A 15861-nucleotide genomic window follows, 5' to 3' on the forward strand; every position below is an offset into this window, starting at 1 on the left:
CCACGTGTCCAACCATGACTGGCAGAAGTCCTCGTACTGCGCCCAAGGAGCCAACTGCGTCTACGTCGCCGCTCCCGCCCCCCACACCATCGCCCTCCGGGAGAGCGACGAACCGGACATCATCCTCACCACCACGCCCGCCACCCTCGGCACCTTCATACGCGCGGCGAAGGCCGGTGCGTTCGACGGGTTCACCCAGGACCGGTAGGGCGCGCCGCGCCGCCCGCGAATGCCAGGATGGACCGCATGGCTACCGTCCTGGCATTCCACGCCCACCCCGATGACGAAGCCCTGCTGACCGGCGGCACGCTCGCCCGGCTCGCAGACGAGGGACACCGGGTGGTGGTCGTGGTCGCCACGGACGGGTTGATGGACGCCGCGCCAACGGAGGCCGAATCACCCCGCCTGCACGAACTGCGCACCAGCGCCGCACTGTTGGGCGTCGACCGCGTCGTCCACCTCGGCTACGCGGACAGCGGGCACGGCCCGATCCTCTACCCCGACCCGCCGGACCGTGCGCGCTTCGTCCGGGCGGACACGGAGGAGGCCGCCGAGCGGCTGGCCACGATCCTCCGCGACGAGGACGCGTCGATGCTGCTCCATTACGACCCGCACGGCGGCTACGGCCACCGCGACCACATCAAGGTCCACCAGGTCGGCCGCCGCGCCGCCGAACTGGCCAAGACGCCCAGGGTGCTGGAAGCGACGATGCCGCGCGACACGGCCGAGCGCCTGATCCGCCTGGCCCACCGGCTGAGGATCCCCCTCCGTTTCACTCCCGAGGAGCTGAACACCCGCTTCAGCCCCCGGTCGGACATCACCCACCGCCTTGACGTACGCCGCTACGCCCGCCAAAAGCAAGCGGCCCTGGCGGCCCACCGCTCCCAGATCAACGGCACGGGCCGCTCAAGCGCCGTCTTCCGCAAGATGATCCGTCTCCCGTCCCCACTCTTCGGCCTGCTGCTGGGCCGGGAGTGGTACATCGACGTCTCCCCCGTCCGACGCCCGGAGCGTTAGGCGTCCGCGAACAGCTCCTCCGCGCGAGAGGCGGTCACGGCCCGGTCCAGCCACGTGGCGAGGACGTCCAGATCCCTGCACGCCTCGATGCGCTGACGCGTCTCTCCGGTGACTTCAAGTCCCCGTTGGCCAAGGATCCGCACGATGTCCTCGGCGCGGCTCTCGATCCGAACATCGGTGAAGGCCCGCTGGCCAAGGTTGGAGCGGAAGAAGATGTTGGGCTCTACGTCGAGCATGTGGCACAGGTCCGTCGTGGAAGACACCGTCAGAGCACCATCCAGCCAGTCTCCGAGCAGCTCCAAGTCGGTACACAACTGGATGCGCTCACGAGCCATGCCAACGACCTCAAAGCCCCGCCGGTTGAGGACCCGCACAATGGTTTCGGCGCGGCTCTCGGCCCGAACCTTGGCGAAGGCTACCTGGGAGTGCTCGGAGCGGAAGAAGTTGAGCAGCGCGGACATCAGTCGAACAAATCGTCTACACAAGAGACGGTCCCGGCCCGGTCCACCCAGATACCGAGGACATCCATGTCCTTGCATGACTCAATGCGCTCACGCGTCTCGTCAGTGACCTCGAGCCCCCGAGCCTTGAGGAACCGCAGGAGATCGTTGGCGCGCACCTCTGCGAAGGCGTGCTGGACGTGCTGCGAACGGAAGTAGTTCATCAACACGGGCATCAGGTCTCTCCAGATCTCTCGTGCCGGGGTGTTTCCGAGACCGGCTTCAACGAGTTCGGCGTACATGAACCCCTGAGCGGGGTCGAGGCTACTGAGTGCGGTTGCCAAGACCTTCAGTATGGCATCGACGTTTTCACTTTTACTATGCGTAATCGCCGAGAAGACGGCCATCGGGATATCTCGGACGACTTCCCTCTGATCGCTAACGACGGGAGTGTTGCTGGGGCCCAGGACCAGCGGGCGGACCGTCAGCGACGGATGGCTCGGTAAGCCCAGCGTGATGGGACGGGCGGCCCAGCGAGCCGTGGCGTCGTCCGGGCAGAGCACGACCAGCACAGGCTGGTGGCGGAACTTCGCATACATGTACGAGAGGTAGTACGCCCAGGCTGCCGGTTTGTCCTTGTCCCGTCTGCTCTGCGACTCGATCGCGAAGAGATACGTGCCGTGCTTCTCGGTCTCGACCTGGAGCAAGGTGTCCACTCGTCTCTCGACGGGTGCGATCTCGGTGAGGTCGGGGCTGACGACGAACGTCTTGCTCGTGTCCGGGAACGGAACGCCGAGCAGTTTTCGCAGTGCTCGGACGATGGCCCCGGTGTCCTCCTGGAAAATCCGGTGGAGGGCTTCGTGTGAGGAACTGACCATGCGTTGAACGCTAAAGACGTGAGGGCAAGTGCCAACGGCATTTGCCCTCGCATCACCCGAACGAATGTCGCAGCTATTGGCGTTGACGTTGTACGGCCAGCACCTCCGTCTCCTTCTCCGGTGTCAGCCCCACCGCCGGGCGGTCCGGACGCCGCGGCGCCTGGCCGCCCAGGCCACGCAGCCAGGCCCACGTATCGGCCACCGTCTCCCCGACCGGACGGCACCGCAGGCCCGCCGCCACCGCCTTCGAGACGTCGGCGGCGTGCAGCGTGTCGTACAGCTCGCCCGGGGGGAGCCAGATCGGGAGGTCGGTCCAAGGGGCGATGTCGGCGGCGAGGATGCGTTCCGGGGTGGTCCAGCACAGGTCGGCGTCGGCGTCCGCGTCGGCGGCGGTGGTGCGTACGCAGGTCTCCAGGAGTTCGCCCATCGTGGTGTGGCCCGGTGGGCTGACCAGGTTGTACGGGCCGCCGAGGCCGCGTTCGGCGGCGTCCAGGAGCCAGGTGGCCAGGTCGCGGGCGTCGATGTACTGCAACGGGAGGTCACGCGGGCCGGGGGCGAGGACCGGGCCGCCGCGGGCGATGCGGGTCAGCCACCAGGGCAGGCGGCCGACGTTCTCGTACGGGCCGAGGATCAGCCCGGCGCGGGCCAGCAGCGCGCGGTCGCCGAAGGCGGCGAGGGCGGCGAGTTCGCCGCCGCGTTTGGCCTGCGCGTAGTCGGTGTCGTCAACGGAGTCGGGGGACGCTTCCACCACGGGGCCGTCTTCGGCGAGTCCGGCGCGGGCCGGGTAGGTGTAGACGGAGCGGGTGGAGACGTAGACATACGAGCGGGCGCGGTCGGCGAGGAGTTGGGCTGCGTCACGGACGGCCGCGGGGGCGCCGGACCAGGTGTCCACGACGGCGTCCCACGCGCCGTGTTCGAGGGCGGCGAGCCCGCCGGGCGCGGTGCGGTCGCCGCGCAGCACGGTGGCTCCCGGCGGCGCGGCATGGCGGCCGCGGTGGAACACCGTGACCTCCCAGCCGCAAGCCAGGGCCGCCTCGGTGACGGCGCGTCCCACGAATTCCGTTCCGCCCAGCATCAGAAGTCTCATGACGAGGACTCTGCCCGCTCCGGGCAACGCGTGCCCGGTGGATTAGCCCTCAGCAGATCGCCATGATGGAGCGCATGATCCTCCGCCAGCTACGTGACACCGAGGAGGACGCCGAGGCGGTGAGGACCGTGGCCTCGGCCGCCTTCGACACCTCGCGCGCCCTGCGCGGCGAACCGGCAGCCGACTGGCCGCCCGACCGGCTCGCCCGCATCGACAGCCGCAACCGCCATCTGGCGCGCACCGATCCGGGCGGCTGCTGGCTCGCCGTGGACGATGTCGGCATGCCGGTCGGCACGGTGCTGTCCACGCGCCGCGAAGGCACCTGGGGGCTCGCGCTGTTCGCCGTGCTGCCCCGGGCCCAGCGGCGCGGGATAGGGCGGGAGCTGATGGCCGCGGCGCTGCTGTACGGACGGGCCTGTCTGCGCGGGATCATCTGCGGGTCCCGGGATCCGCGCGCGGCGGCCACGTACCGGCGGGCGGGCTTCACCCTGCATCCCGCGATGCGGCTGCGCGGCACCGTCGACAAGGAGCTGAAGGCCCGGCTGCCGTCGCTGGACGGCGCCGTGCACGAGGGCACGGCGCGGCACCGGGACCTGATGGACTCCCTGGACCGCCGCACCCGCGGTGGGGCGCACGGCCCCGACCACGAGGAGATGCTGCGGCACTCGCGGCTGCTGGTCGTCGACGAGCTGACCGGGAGCGGCTACTGCTACATCGGCGCGGACGGGGACGTCGAGTTGCTCGCCGCGACCTCCCGACGGCTGGCGGGCCGCCTGCTGACCGCTGCCCTGCTCAGCCTCCCGGAGGGCGCGGAGGTGGCGGTGGAGAACCTGACGGCCGAGCAGGAGTGGGCGGTGGACGTCGGCCTCGCGGCGGGTCTGGAGCTGTCCAACGCGGGCTACGTCTGCCTGCGCGGGATGCGGCCGCCGTCCCCGTACATCCCCTCCGGCGCGTTCCTGTGAGATACGCGGACGGGCCGCACCCCCGATGCGCGGGGTGCGGCCCGTCCGTGACGCGCAGGCGTCGCAGGCGTCTTACTTGCGGATCAGCGAGCGCAGCACGTACTGCATGATGCCGCCGTTGCGGTAGTAGTCCGCCTCCCCGGGGGTGTCGATGCGCACCTTGGCGTCGAACTCCACCTCGCCCGCCTTGACCTTGACGGTCTCCGGGATGCCGCCGTCGTTGAGCGCGGTGACGCCGGTGATGTCGAAGGTCTCCTCGCCGGTCAGGCCCAGCGACAGCGCCGAGGCGCCCTCGGGGAACTGGAGCGGGAGGACGCCCATACCGATGAGGTTCGAGCGGTGGATGCGCTCGTACGACTCGGCGATGACGGCCTTGACGCCGAGCAGCGCGGTGCCCTTGGCGGCCCAGTCGCGGGACGAGCCGGAGCCGTACTCCTTGCCCGCCAGGATGACCAGCGGGGTGCCGGCCGCCTGGTAGTTCTGCGAGGCGTCGTAGATGAAGGAGACCGGGCCGTCCGCCTGCGTGAAGTCGCGGGTGAAGCCGCCCTCGGTGCCGGGCGCGATCTGGTTGCGCAGCCGGATGTTGGCGAAGGTGCCGCGGATCATGACCTCGTGGTTGCCTCGGCGGGAGCCGTAGGAGTTGAAGTCACGACGCTCGACACCGTGCTCGGTAAGGTACTTGCCCGCCGGGGTGTCGGCCTTGATCGCACCGGCCGGGGAGATGTGGTCGGTGGTGACCGAGTCGCCCAGCTTGGCCAGGACGCGGGCGCCGGTGACGTCCTGGACCGGGCTCGTCTCCATGGTCATGCCCTCGAAGTACGGGGGCTTGCGCACGTAGGTGGACTCGGCGTCCCACTCGAAGGTGTTGCCCGTCGGGACCGGCAGCGCCTGCCACTGGGCGTCACCGGCGAAGACGTCCTGGTAGGACTTGTTGAACATGTCCTCGCCGATGGCGTTGGCCACGACGTCGTTGACCTCGGCCTCGGTCGGCCAGATGTCCTCGAGGAAGACCGGCTTGCCCTCCTGGTCGGTGCCCAGCGCGTCCGTGGTGATGTTCACCTTCATCGAACCGGCGATGGCGTACGCGACGACCAGCGGCGGGGACGCCAGGTAGTTCATCTTGACGTCCGGGTTGATCCGGCCCTCGAAGTTCCGGTTGCCGGAGAGCACCGAGGTGACGGCGAGGTCGGCCTCGTTGACGGCCTTGGAGACCTCCTCCGGCAGCGGGCCGGAGTTGCCGATGCAGGTGGTGCAGCCGTAGCCGACCAGGTTGAAGCCGACCTTGTCGAGGTAGGGGGTCAGGCCCGCCTTGTCGAAGTAGTCGGTGACGACCTTCGAGCCCGGGGCCAGGGTGGTCTTGACCCACGGCTTGCGGGTCAGGCCCTTCTCGACCGCCTTCTTGGCCACCAGCGCGGCGGCGACCATGACGTACGGGTTCGAGGTGTTGGTGCACGAGGTGATCGCGGCGACGGTGACGGCGCCGTGGTCGATCTCGTACGTGGAGCCGTCGGGGGCGGTCACCAGGGTCGGCTTGGTGGGCACGCCGTTGGAGACGGCCGGGGCGTCGGAGGCCGGGAAGGACTCCTTGCCCGCCTCGTCCTCCTCCGCGTCGGGGACGTAGTTACGCACGTCCTGCGCGAACTGCTGCGCCGCCTCGGCGAGCACGATGCGGTCCTGCGGGCGCTTGGGGCCGGCGATCGACGGGACGACCGTCGACAGGTCCAGCTCCAGCTTCTCGGAGAAGTCCGGCTCGGCGGCCGGGTCCAGCCACAGGCCCTGCTCCTTGGCGTACGCCTCGACCAGCGCGAGCTGCTGCTCGCTGCGGCCGGTGAGCTTCAGGTAGTTGATCGTCTCGTCGTCGATCGGGAAGATCGCGGCGGTGGAGCCGAACTCCGGCGACATGTTGCCGATGGTGGCGCGGTTGGCGAGGCTCGTGGCCGCCACACCCTCGCCGTAGAACTCGACGAACTTGCCGACGACACCGTGCTTGCGCAGCATCTCGGTGATGGTCAGCACGAGGTCGGTGGCGGTGGTGCCGGGCTTCAGCTCACCGGTCAGCTTGAAGCCGACGACGCGCGGGATGAGCATCGAGACCGGCTGGCCGAGCATCGCGGCCTCGGCCTCGATGCCGCCGACGCCCCAGCCCAGCACGCCGAGGCCGTTGACCATGGTGGTGTGCGAGTCGGTGCCGACGAGGGTGTCCGGGTAGGCCTGGCCGTTGCGGACCATGACCGTGCGGGCCAGGTGCTCGATGTTCACCTGGTGGACGATGCCGGTGCCGGGCGGGACGACCTTGAACTCGTCGAACGCGGTCTGGCCCCAGCGCAGGAACTGGTAGCGCTCCCTGTTGCGCCCGTACTCCAGCTCCACGTTCTGGCTGAAGGCGTCGGTGGTGCCGAACTTGTCGGCGATCACGGAGTGGTCGATGACCAGCTCGGCCGGGGCCAGCGGGTTGATCTTCGCCGGGTCGCCGCCCAGCTCCTTGACGGCCTCGCGCATGGTGGCGAGGTCGACCACACAGGGCACACCGGTGAAGTCCTGCATGATCACGCGGGCCGGCGTGAACTGGATCTCCTGGTTGGGCTGGGCCTGCGAGTCCCACCCACCGAGCGCTCGGATGTGGTCGGCGGTGATGTTGGCGCCGTCCTCCGTGCGGAGCAGGTTCTCCAGCAGAACCTTCAGGCTGTAGGGGAGGCGGGCGGCCCCCTCCACCTTGTCCAGCCTGAAGATCTCGTACGACTCGTCGCCCACCTGCAGGGTGCTGCGGGCATCGAAGCTGTTCGCCGACACGACAGTCTCCTTCATGCATGAATTACGCGCGTACCACCGCAATGCTGCCGCGACATGCCCGCGCCGATCCGCTAAGGTAGGGCTAAGTTAGGCAACCCTTACCGATGCGGCGCGCCGGTGCGCCCGTCGACAGATATCTCGATGTCGAGATAACTCTAATACATGGCCCCCGCGGCGGGCAGCTCAGCCCTGCCCCGGGTGCCCGCCGTGATGTCCGGAGACCCCATGGACGCCCCGGCCGAGCCGCGATACTTGTCCGCATGGATCCGCATCTGCTCCGCACCTTCGTCTCCGTGGCCCACTGCGGCTCCTTCTCCGACGCCGCCCACCGGCTCGGCTCCACGCAGTCGGCCGTCTCCCAGCAGATCGCGACCCTGGAAGCCGATCTGCGCACCCCGCTGCTGACCCGGCGCCCTGTGACACTCACCACCGCCGGGGCACGGCTGCTGGAGCACGCGGGTCCGCTGCTGCGACGGCTGGACGCGGCCCGGGCGGATGTCGAGCGGCTGGCCGGGCCCGCCGCGGTGCGGCTGGTCCTCGGCGCCTCGCCGCTGGCCATGGCCCCCGCGGTCGCCACGGCCCTCGACGAGGCACGCCGCTCCGGCCCCGACGCGGGCGCCGCCGTACGGATCCTCCGCCGCCGGGAGATCCCGGCGGCCGTCGCGACCGGGGCGCTGGACCTGGGGCTCCTCGACGGCCCCGCCGCCCCCGGCGTACCCCTGCCGCTGCCCGACGCCGGTCCGCTGACCACGGTCGCGGTCGCGGAGACGCCGCTGGTCGTCGCCCTGCCGCCCGGCCATCCGCTGGCCCGCCGGCTCGGTCTGCGGCTGGCCGACCTCGCCGACGCCCCCTGGCTGGACGCCCCGGACGCCGCGGTGCCGCTGGGCTCCCTGCGCGCCGCGAGCGGCACCGGCGGCTTCCGCGCCTCGCTGACGTACGAGGGCACGGACGTACGCGCCCTCCTCGCCCTGACCGCGGCCGGCCACGGCCTGGCCCTGCTCCCGCACACGGCCGCCGAGGACGCCCCCGGCATCGCCACGATCCCCCTGACCACACCCCGCCTGATCCACCGCACCGAACTCCTCCACGGCCCCGCCGTGGACGGCCCGGCCCGCACCCTGGCGGCACTGCTGACGGGAGACGGTCACCGGTACGGGTGATCGTTGTGCGGGCTTGCCCACGCTCGCGGAGATTGCGATAGACCTTGCGCAGTCGTCGTGCCGCCGCACCGACACCTGCTGGAGGACCGATGAGCGCACAACCCCATTCGGATACGGCTTCGTATGCGGTCGACGACCCTGAAACCGCGCTGAAGTACGCGGTACAGCACGTCCGGGGGAACCGGGTGCAGATCATTGAGGGGGTCATCGAAACCGGCGCAGCGCGATCGTTATCTCCGACATGGGGTCACGAAAAGGCAGCCGATAAGATCCGTAACCAGATCGCGCCAACCGTATCCAAACTCGGTTGCGTGTCGGGATCAGGAAATCTGGATCTTCCCGGCAGTAACAACTGGTATGTGCCCGACGTGGCTGTCGTCCCCGAAGACTTGGCGGACACAACGGCACTCGTGCCCGACCAGACCCTGCTGGTCGTCGAGATCACCTCGGACTCCAACGGAGACACCGACCGGATCGTCAAGCGCCGCCGCTACGCCGAGTACGGCGCTCCGCTGTATCTGCTCGCCAGTCGGGTGCGCACCAGAGACAGGACCTCCTCGTCCGAGAGGCCGAGCGCCCGGGCCTCCTCCACCAGGTTCTGGACGCCCTCCAGGAGCCGGGCCCGGGCGGTGGGCTGTTCGCCGGTGACCACGGCGCCGCGGCCGCGGCGCAGGTCGATCAGGTCCTCTTCGCGGAGGCGCTGGTAGCCGCGGAGGACCGTGTGGACGTTGACGCCGAGGGAGTCGGCGAGGGCGCGGGCGGCGGGGAGGCGCTCGCCGGGGCGGAGGGTGCCGTCGGCGATGGCGCCGCGGACGGTGGCGGCGATCTGGTCCCCCAGGGGGACCGGGGAGCCGAGGTCGACACGGAAGAGCATGGTCAGCCTTACGTTCCAGTAGCGGTCCGGTCGCGCTCGACCAGGGTGTTGAGCAACGCGGCCGCGGTGGCGGCGTCGTCCACTGTCACCACGAATTCCTTGCCGGTGGCCAGCCGCAGGAACAGCGCGTCGCCCGAGCGCAGCACCAGGGCGCTGCGCCCCGGCTGGATGCGGTAGCCCCACCCACCGAGGCCGAGGGCGCGGGCCTCGCGGCTGGTGGCCTTCGTGATCCGCTCCAGCGGTATCCGCATCCGGGGACGCGGGGCGAACCACGGCGCGACGGAGAGGCCGCGGCGGTCGACGGTGACCCGGCAGCGGGACAGCGCCAGCGAGATCAGCCCGACGGCGATCAGCGCCGACTCCGCCGTCACGTCCATGACCACGGTGAGCACCACACCCAGCAGGGTGATGCCCGCTCCCACGACGACCAGCACGGGCGATCCGACGCTGCGCGTCCAGACGGCGGTCTCGCCCTTGCCGAGCGGCAGCCGGGGTCCGGCGGCCTCGGCGGCCTCATCGGCCTCATCGGCGGGAGCCGCGTCCCGCCCGGCCAGCAGCCATCCCGCCCCGCCGACGGCCCCGGCGACGGCGAAAGACACGGCCAGGTGCCACAGCGGGAAGGCCACCTGGGCGGCACGGCCAGCCCCGGCGTTGGCCTCCAGCAGCGCGACGAGGTCGTAGCCGAGCATCGCGGCCGTGCCGTACCCCGTGGCGACCAGCATCCGCTGTCCCCCGAGCGCCATGCGCGAGCAGTACGCGACGACCGAGGCGATGAGGCCGGGCAGCAGCAGAAGAGTGGTGGCCACCGGGAGGAAGGCACCCAGACCGGTGAATCCGTCGGCCTGCCCGCCGGGGCCCATATGGGTGGCGACCGGATCCGGCAGCCGGTCGCGCAATGCGGTGAAGACGGCCAGGACAGCGGCCCAGGCCAGCACAAAGGGCAGAGCGACGATGCCCGCGCGCCGCCAGGAGCGTGCCACGACAACCTCCATTGTTCGCGTACTACTAGAACAATACCCGGGTGGACAGCCCCCACACCTCCCCTCACCCCAGTCGCATGCGCATCTCATATCTGAGATAGCCTCTTCTGTATGACTGACGACTACCTCTCCCGCATCGGAAAGCTCATCCGTGACGCCCGTCAGCACCGTGGCTGGACCCAGTCGCAGCTCGCGGAGGCGCTCGGCACCAGCCAGAGTGCCGTCAATCGCATTGAGCGCGGGAATCAGAACATCAGCCTTGAGATGATCGCCCGTATCGGTGAGGCGCTGGACAGCGAAATCGTCTCCCTCGGTTACGCGGGTCCGATGCATCTGCGCGTGGTCGGTGGCCGCCGGCTGTCCGGCGCCATCGATGTGAAGACGAGCAAGAACGCGTGCGTGGCGCTGCTGTGCGCCACCCTCCTCAACGCGGGCCGCACCACGCTGCGGAGGGTCGCCAGGATCGAGGAGGTCTACCGCATCCTCGAAGTGCTGGGCAGCATCGGCGTCCGCACCCGCTGGCTCAACGACGGGAACGACCTGGAGATCGTGCCGCCCGCCGAGCTCGACCTCGGCTCCATGGACACCGAGGCCGCGCGCCGCACGCGCAGCGTCATCATGTTCCTCGGCCCGCTCCTGCACCGGATGGACCGCTTCCGGATCCCCTACGCGGGCGGCTGCGACCTCGGCACCCGCACCGTGCAGCCGCACATGACCGCGCTGCGCCCCTTCGGCCTCGAAGTGACCGCCACCGACGGCATGTACCACGCCCGCGTCGACCGCTCGGTCTCCCCCACCCGCGCGATCGTGCTGACCGAACGCGGCGACACGGTCACCGAGAACGCGCTGCTCGCGGCCGCCCGCCACGACGGCGTCACGGTCATCCGCAACGCCTCCTCCAACTACATGGTCCAGGATCTGTGCTTCTTCCTGGAGGAGTTGGGCGTCAAGGTCGAGGGCGTGGGCACCACGACGCTCACCGTCCACGGCGTCACCCACATCGACCGTGACGTCGACTACGCGCCCTCCGAGGACCCGGTGGAGGCGATGAGTCTGCTCGCCGCCGCCGTCGTCACCGAGTCGGAGCTGACGATCCGCCGGGTGCCGGTCGAGTTCCTGGAGATCGAGCTGGCCATCCTGGAGGAGATGGGGCTCGACCACGAGCGCAGCACGGAGTACGCGGCGGACAACGGCCGCACCCGCCTGATCGATCTGACGGTCCGGCCGTCGAAGCTCCAAGCGCCCATCGACAAGATCCACCCGATGCCGTTCCCCGGCGTCAACATCGACAACGTGCCCTTCTTCGCCGCCATCGCGGCCGCCGCCCAGGGCTCGACCCTGATCCACGACTGGGTCTACGACAACCGCGCCATCTATCTGACGGAGCTGAACCGGCTCGGCGCCCACGTCAAACTCCTCGACCCGCACCGGGTCCTGGTCGAGGGCCCCACCCGCTGGCGCTCCGCCGAGATGATGTGCCCGCCTGCGCTGCGCCCCGCCGTGGTCGTCCTGCTGGCCATGATGGCCGCGCCGGGCACCTCCGTACTGCGCAACGTGTACGTGATCAACCGCGGTTACGAGGACCTGGCCGAGCGGCTGAACTCCATCGGCGCGCAGATCGAGACCTTCCGCGACATCTGAGCGCCGTACGGGCCGTACGGGGGCGCCCCGGCACCGCGCGCCCCCTCGGATGCGATGGCGGCGGTCAGCGGGCGGCGTCGAGGTCGTTGAGCAGACCTTCGGTGAGGGAGCCGATCGGATACGGCTTGCCGTCGGGCCCCTGGGAGAAGGTGTTCACCATCAACACCACGGCCGCCCCGCTGTCCCTGCAGAACGCCACGCAGGTGGTGAAGCCGCCGGTGCCGCCGTCGTGCAGGGTCATGGTGCGGCCGCTGGGCAGCGGGAGGAGATGCCAGGCGAGGCCGAGTCGCAGGCCCTTCCCGGCGTCGAAGTGGGGCCGCTGGGTCAGTTCGATGGCGTCGCGCAACGGGGACCGCTCGGGGCGGAGTTGGGCGGCCAGGTAGCGCAGCATGTCGTTGGCCGTGCTGTAGATGGAGCTGCCCGCCCCGCTGAGCACGGAGTCGTGCCAGTCGGGGACCGGCACTCCCCCTGCGTGGCCCACGGCCTTGCGGAGGAGCATGTCCGGCCGCAGGGTCGTCGTGGTGTCGGTCAGGCCCAGCGGCGCGGCCACCCGGTGCCGCAGCATCTCGTCCACGCGGTCGAAGGCGAGTGCCTGGCCGAGGAGTCCGAAGCCGAGGTTGGAGTACGCGTACTTCTCGCCCGGCTCGGTGACGAGGGTGGTCTTGCCCAGGCCCTCGGCCAGGTCGTCCAGTGTGTAGTGGGCGTACGGGTCGTACGGGTTCGCGCCGTCGAGCATGCCCTCCGGCAGCCGCGGCAGGCCGGAGGTGTGGGTCGCCAGGTCGGCGAGGGTGATCCGGCGCGCGCCCTTGCGGGGTATGGGGAACCGGGCAGGCAGGGTGAGCGGTGCGTCGAGGCGCGTTTCGCCCGCGGTGACGGCACGGGCGAGGGCGGTGGCGGTGAGCGTCTTGCCGATCGAGCCGAGCTGGAAGACGGTCCGGCCGTCCGGCTTGCGCTTCCCCTTTCCGGCCGCGCCCGCCACGTACGTCCGTCCGCCCTGAATGACGCCGCACACAGCGCTCGGAGCCCCGGCGGCCAGCGCCTGGTCCAGGGTGCGCCGCACCCGTGCGGGCAGGGTGTCGTCGGCCGCGGCGGCGGTGCCGGACAGGAGCGAAGCACCCGTCGCCACAGACGCCATCGTGATGAATTTACGTCGGTTCACGTGTCATTCCCCCGTGGTCGGATTGCCTGGTGGCACCACCGCGGACAGCAGCACGAGCAGCGGCACGACCCGGCCCGCGGGCACCTGGTAGTGGCCGCGGCCCTCGGCCTGGAGCCAGCCCGTGGCCGTCAGCTGCTTGAGGTGGTGGTAGAGCTGGCCGGTGGTGTTCAGCCCGGCGGTCTCCTGGAGTTCGGCCGCGGAGCGGATGCCGCCCAGCACGGCGCGCAGCAGGGTGAGCCGCACCGGGTGACCCAGCGCGGCGTAGGACGCGGCGTGTTCGGACCAGTCCGCGTCCAGCAGGCCGTCGGTCGTGGCGCCCTGCTGCCATTCGTAGTGCTTGCCGGTGGGCAGCTCGACCGCACCGGTGAACAGCACCTGCCCGTGTCCCGTGATCCGTCGGCGCAGCCCCTCCAGGGCCCAGAACACCTCGTTCCGCGGGGTGTCCGGCGCTTCGGACTCCAGTCGCGACACCCGTTCTTCGAGTGCGGCGACCCGTTCGGACAGGGACTCGTCGGCCATGGACCGGACACTACGTTATTCCGGAATAACAGAGCAAGCTTCTGGGGCTACGGCAGCACCGCGATGCCGTCCAGTTCGACCATCGCCTCCTCGTCCCACAGCCGGACGACGCCGATGACGGCCATCGCCGGATAGTCACGGCCCGCCATCTCGCGCCAGATCCGGCCGAGTTCGGGGGCGCAGTCGCGGTAGTCCGCGACATCGGTGGCGTAGACGGTCAGCCGGGCGAGGTCGGTGGGGCTGCCACCGGCGGCCTCCAGTGCGGTGAGCAGATTGGTGAGCGCCCGGCGGAACTGGGCGGGGAGGGTGTCCCCCACGACCCTGCCGTCCTGGTCCAGCGCGGTCTGACCGGCCAGGAAGACCAGTTGTCCGCCGGTCGCGGTGACGGCGTGGCTGAATCCGGTGGGCGGGGACAGCTCGGCGGGGTTGATCCGGTGCAGGGCTTCGGTCATCGGTACAGCTCCTTCGCGATGATCGTGCGCTGGACCTCGGTGGCGCCCTCGTAGATGCGGGGCGCGCGCACCTCGCGGTAGAGGTGTTCCAGCAGATGGCCGCGGCGCAGCGCGCGGGCGCCGTGGATCTGGACGGCCGCGTCCACGACGTACTGCGCGGTCTCGGTGGCCAGCAGCTTGGCCATGGCCGAGTGCCGGGTGATACCGGGCGCGCCCTCGTCGTACGCGCTCGCCGCCGCGTATACCAGCAGCCGGGCGGCCTCGGTGCGGGTGGCCATCTCGGCGAGCTGGTGCGCGACGGACTGGAGGTCCTTGAGCGGACCGCCGAACGCGGTACGGCTTCCCGCGTGCGCCAGCGAGGCGTCCAGCGCCGCCTGCGCCATGCCGACGGCGAACGCACCCACGCTCGGCCGCAGCAGGTTGAGGGTGCGCATCGCTACGCGGAAGCCCGCGTCCGGCACGCCCAGCACGTCCTCGGCGGTGACCGGGACACCGTCGAAGACGAGGCGGCCGATCGGGTGCGGGCTGAGCATCTCCAGGGGTTCGCCGCCGAGTCCGGGGCGGTCGGCGGGGACCAGGAAGGCGGTGACGCCGCGTGAGCCCGCGCCGGGGGTGGTGCGGGCGAAGACGGTGGTGACGTCGGCCCCGGGCGCGTTGGAGATCCAGCACTTCTCGCCGGTCAGCCGCCAGCCCCCGGCCCCGTCCCGGTCGGCCCGCAGGCTGAGCGCGGCCGCGTCCGACCCGGCGTCCGGCTCGCTCAGCGCGAAGGCGGTGACGGTGCGGCCCGCCCGGATCCCGGGCATCCAGCGCTCGTACAGCTTCTCGCCGCCGGACAGCACGATCGGGTACGCGCCGAGCCCCTGGAGGGCGAGCGCGGTCTCCGCCTCGGTGCACTCCATGGCCAGCGACTCGCGCAACAGACACAGATCGAGCGCCCGGACCGGCCCGTCCTCCGGGAACAGCCGCTCCAGCAGGCCCAGTTCGCCCAATGCCTCGGTCAGCGGCCGGTTGATCCGCCCCGGCGTACCGGCGTCCGCGAGCGGCCGCAGCCGGTCGCGGGCCAGCGCGCGCAGCCGCGCGCACCAGCGCCGCTGCTCCGGATCCAGTGCGAATGACGGCATCGGGGGCCTCCCTCGGCACAACCCTTATCGCGGCATATTGACTGTCGTCACCATCACGTTACGCTGACAAGGCGGCTTCAGACAGCCATCCGGCAGGCACATCGGGCAGGCAGGGGGCGCATCCTCGATGGAGCTCAGGCCTTCGGCACACCTCGACACCTTCTCCCGTGACCACCTCCCGCCCGCCGGCCAGTGGCCCGGGCTCCTCCTGGACCTGCCGGGGCCACGCCGCCCCGACCGGCTCAACTGCGGGGCGGAGTTACTGGATCGCACGGTGGAGCGGTACGGCCCGGAGCGGGCCGCCGTGCGCGACGGCTCCGGCGCGGTGTGGACGTACGGGGACCTGCGCGCGCACGTCGACCGCATCGCGCACACCCTCACCACCACGCTCGGCGTCGTCCCCGGCAACCGGGTGCTGCTGCGCGGCCCCACCTCGCCCTGGCTGGCCGCCTGCTGGCTCGCCGTCATGAAGGCGGGCGCGGTCGCGGTGACCGTCCTGGCCGCCCAGCGCTCCCGCGAACTGGCCACGATCTGCGACATCGCCCGGGTCGGGCACGCGCTGTGCGACGCGCGGTGCGCTGACGACCTGGTCAAGGCCGGGGTGCCGGGGCTGCGCACCGTCACCTACGGCGGTGACGCGCCCGACGACCTGCTGCGGCTCGCGGCCGCCGCGCCCGCGTCGTACGAGGCCGTCCCGACCTCCGCCGACGACGTCGCCCTCATCGCCTTCACCTCGGGAACCACCGGGCGGCCCAAGGGCTGCATGCACTTCCACCGCGAT

The 15861-nt window shown here is 70.8% G+C and carries 16 protein-coding genes and 1 pseudogene; 7 read left to right on the forward strand and 10 right to left on the reverse strand.

The window, feature by feature from the left end; all coding sequences use genetic code 11:
* Positions 1 to 4 precede the first annotated feature (4 nt).
* A complete protein-coding gene (locus SSOG_RS11810) occupies positions 5 to 208 on the forward strand; it encodes a DUF397 domain-containing protein (RefSeq protein WP_009714448.1) in 204 nt (67 codons plus the stop codon).
* Positions 209 to 246: 38 nt separating this feature from the next.
* Positions 247 to 1017, forward strand: a complete 771-nt coding sequence (locus tag SSOG_RS11815; protein ID WP_039937282.1) for a PIG-L deacetylase family protein — start codon at positions 247 to 249, stop codon at positions 1015 to 1017.
* Here SSOG_RS11815 and SSOG_RS11820 read toward each other — a convergent pair.
* The 3 genes from SSOG_RS11820 to SSOG_RS11830 form a co-directional block, all read right to left on the reverse strand.
* Complete coding sequence (locus SSOG_RS11820) at positions 1014 to 1478, reverse strand: hypothetical protein (RefSeq protein ID WP_009714450.1); 465 nt, start codon at positions 1476 to 1478, stop codon at positions 1014 to 1016. The two genes, SSOG_RS11815 and SSOG_RS11820, sit on opposite strands and share 4 nt — an antisense overlap.
* Positions 1478 to 2335 (reverse strand): hypothetical protein, encoded by an 858-nt coding sequence (locus SSOG_RS11825; RefSeq protein ID WP_009714451.1) that lies wholly within the window; start codon positions 2333 to 2335, stop codon positions 1478 to 1480. Before SSOG_RS11825 ends, SSOG_RS11820 begins: the two co-directional genes overlap by 1 nt.
* 73 nt (positions 2336 to 2408) lie before the next feature.
* A complete protein-coding gene (locus SSOG_RS11830) occupies positions 2409 to 3422 on the reverse strand; it encodes an NAD-dependent epimerase/dehydratase family protein (protein ID WP_009714452.1) in 1014 nt (337 codons plus the stop codon).
* A 74-nt stretch (positions 3423 to 3496) separates the two neighbouring features.
* Between SSOG_RS11830 and SSOG_RS11835 the strand changes: the two genes are divergently transcribed.
* A complete protein-coding gene (locus SSOG_RS11835; protein ID WP_039941001.1) occupies positions 3497 to 4384 on the forward strand; it encodes a GNAT family N-acetyltransferase in 888 nt (295 codons plus the stop codon).
* A 72-nt stretch (positions 4385 to 4456) separates the two neighbouring features.
* Here SSOG_RS11835 and acnA read toward each other — a convergent pair whose 3' ends face one another.
* On the reverse strand, positions 4457 to 7174 hold the full coding sequence (gene acnA, locus SSOG_RS11840) for an aconitate hydratase AcnA (RefSeq protein ID WP_039937284.1): 2718 nt from the start codon (positions 7172 to 7174) through the stop codon (positions 4457 to 4459).
* Positions 7175 to 7434: 260 nt separating this feature from the next.
* Here acnA and SSOG_RS11845 point away from each other — a divergent pair, with 260 nt between their 5' ends.
* Together SSOG_RS11845 and SSOG_RS48320 are read left to right on the forward strand one after the other, a co-directional pair.
* A complete protein-coding gene (locus SSOG_RS11845; protein ID WP_039937285.1) occupies positions 7435 to 8334 on the forward strand; it encodes a LysR family transcriptional regulator in 900 nt (299 codons plus the stop codon).
* An 89-nt stretch (positions 8335 to 8423) separates the two neighbouring features.
* A pseudogene (locus SSOG_RS48320) lies at positions 8424 to 8867 on the forward strand (Uma2 family endonuclease); the annotation flags it as partial.
* Here SSOG_RS48320 and SSOG_RS11850 read toward each other — a convergent pair.
* A complete protein-coding gene (locus tag SSOG_RS11850; protein ID WP_009714457.1) occupies positions 8825 to 9208 on the reverse strand; it encodes a GntR family transcriptional regulator in 384 nt (127 codons plus the stop codon). The pseudogene SSOG_RS48320 and the gene SSOG_RS11850 overlap by 43 nt on opposite strands.
* Positions 9209 to 9216: 8 nt before the next feature.
* Positions 9217 to 10188, reverse strand: coding sequence for a DUF1648 domain-containing protein (locus SSOG_RS11855; RefSeq protein WP_050799845.1), 972 nt, complete (start codon positions 10186 to 10188; stop codon positions 9217 to 9219).
* A 111-nt stretch (positions 10189 to 10299) separates the two neighbouring features.
* On the opposite strand from SSOG_RS11855, the gene SSOG_RS11860 reads away from it, so the two are divergent.
* A complete protein-coding gene (locus SSOG_RS11860) occupies positions 10300 to 11829 on the forward strand; it encodes a helix-turn-helix domain-containing protein (RefSeq protein WP_009714459.1) in 1530 nt (509 codons plus the stop codon).
* A gap of 64 nt (positions 11830 to 11893) precedes the next feature.
* Here the strand turns inward: SSOG_RS11860 and SSOG_RS11865 are convergent, their stop codons facing one another.
* From SSOG_RS11865 to SSOG_RS11880, 4 genes are read right to left on the reverse strand one after another with little or no spacing between them, the layout of a single operon-like run.
* Positions 11894 to 12964 (reverse strand): serine hydrolase domain-containing protein, encoded by a 1071-nt coding sequence (locus tag SSOG_RS11865; protein WP_245606279.1) that lies wholly within the window; start codon positions 12962 to 12964, stop codon positions 11894 to 11896.
* A 27-nt stretch (positions 12965 to 12991) separates the two neighbouring features.
* On the reverse strand, positions 12992 to 13507 hold the full coding sequence (locus SSOG_RS11870) for an ArsR/SmtB family transcription factor (protein ID WP_039937286.1): 516 nt from the start codon (positions 13505 to 13507) through the stop codon (positions 12992 to 12994).
* Positions 13508 to 13554: 47 nt separating this feature from the next.
* A complete protein-coding gene (locus SSOG_RS11875) occupies positions 13555 to 13959 on the reverse strand; it encodes a RidA family protein (RefSeq protein WP_009714462.1) in 405 nt (134 codons plus the stop codon).
* Entirely contained in the window at positions 13956 to 15080 is a 1125-nt protein-coding gene (locus tag SSOG_RS11880) for an acyl-CoA dehydrogenase family protein (RefSeq protein WP_039937288.1), read from the reverse strand. The genes SSOG_RS11875 and SSOG_RS11880 overlap by 4 nt, the downstream gene beginning before the upstream one ends.
* 127 nt (positions 15081 to 15207) lie before the next feature.
* Here SSOG_RS11880 and SSOG_RS11885 point away from each other — a divergent pair.
* On the forward strand, positions 15208 to 15861 hold a 654-nt coding region (locus tag SSOG_RS11885; protein ID WP_009714464.1), incomplete at its 3' end, for an AMP-binding protein.

The organism is Streptomyces himastatinicus ATCC 53653 (assembly GCF_000158915.1).
Classification (GTDB): Bacteria; Actinomycetota; Actinomycetes; order Streptomycetales; family Streptomycetaceae; genus Streptomyces; species Streptomyces himastatinicus.

Coding starts and splice junctions, on each gene's coding strand:
- SSOG_RS11815 (WP_039937282.1), top strand. CDS start 247: ATGGCTACCGTCCTGGCATTCCACGCCCACCCCGATGACGAAGCCCTG.
- SSOG_RS11820 (WP_009714450.1), bottom strand. CDS start 1,478: ATGTCCGCGCTGCTCAACTTCTTCCGCTCCGAGCACTCCCAGGTAGCC.
- SSOG_RS11825 (WP_009714451.1), bottom strand. CDS start 2,335: ATGGTCAGTTCCTCACACGAAGCCCTCCACCGGATTTTCCAGGAGGAC.
- SSOG_RS11830 (WP_009714452.1), bottom strand. CDS start 3,422: ATGAGACTTCTGATGCTGGGCGGAACGGAATTCGTGGGACGCGCCGTC.
- SSOG_RS11835 (WP_039941001.1), top strand. CDS start 3,497: ATGATCCTCCGCCAGCTACGTGACACCGAGGAGGACGCCGAGGCGGTG.
- SSOG_RS11845 (WP_039937285.1), top strand. CDS start 7,435: ATGGATCCGCATCTGCTCCGCACCTTCGTCTCCGTGGCCCACTGCGGC.
- SSOG_RS11850 (WP_009714457.1), bottom strand. CDS start 9,208: ATGCTCTTCCGTGTCGACCTCGGCTCCCCGGTCCCCCTGGGGGACCAG.
- SSOG_RS11860 (WP_009714459.1), top strand. CDS start 10,300: ATGACTGACGACTACCTCTCCCGCATCGGAAAGCTCATCCGTGACGCC.
- SSOG_RS11865 (WP_245606279.1), bottom strand. CDS start 12,964: ATGGCGTCTGTGGCGACGGGTGCTTCGCTCCTGTCCGGCACCGCCGCC.
- SSOG_RS11870 (WP_039937286.1), bottom strand. CDS start 13,507: ATGGCCGACGAGTCCCTGTCCGAACGGGTCGCCGCACTCGAAGAACGG.
- SSOG_RS11875 (WP_009714462.1), bottom strand. CDS start 13,959: ATGACCGAAGCCCTGCACCGGATCAACCCCGCCGAGCTGTCCCCGCCC.
- SSOG_RS11880 (WP_039937288.1), bottom strand. CDS start 15,080: ATGCCGTCATTCGCACTGGATCCGGAGCAGCGGCGCTGGTGCGCGCGG.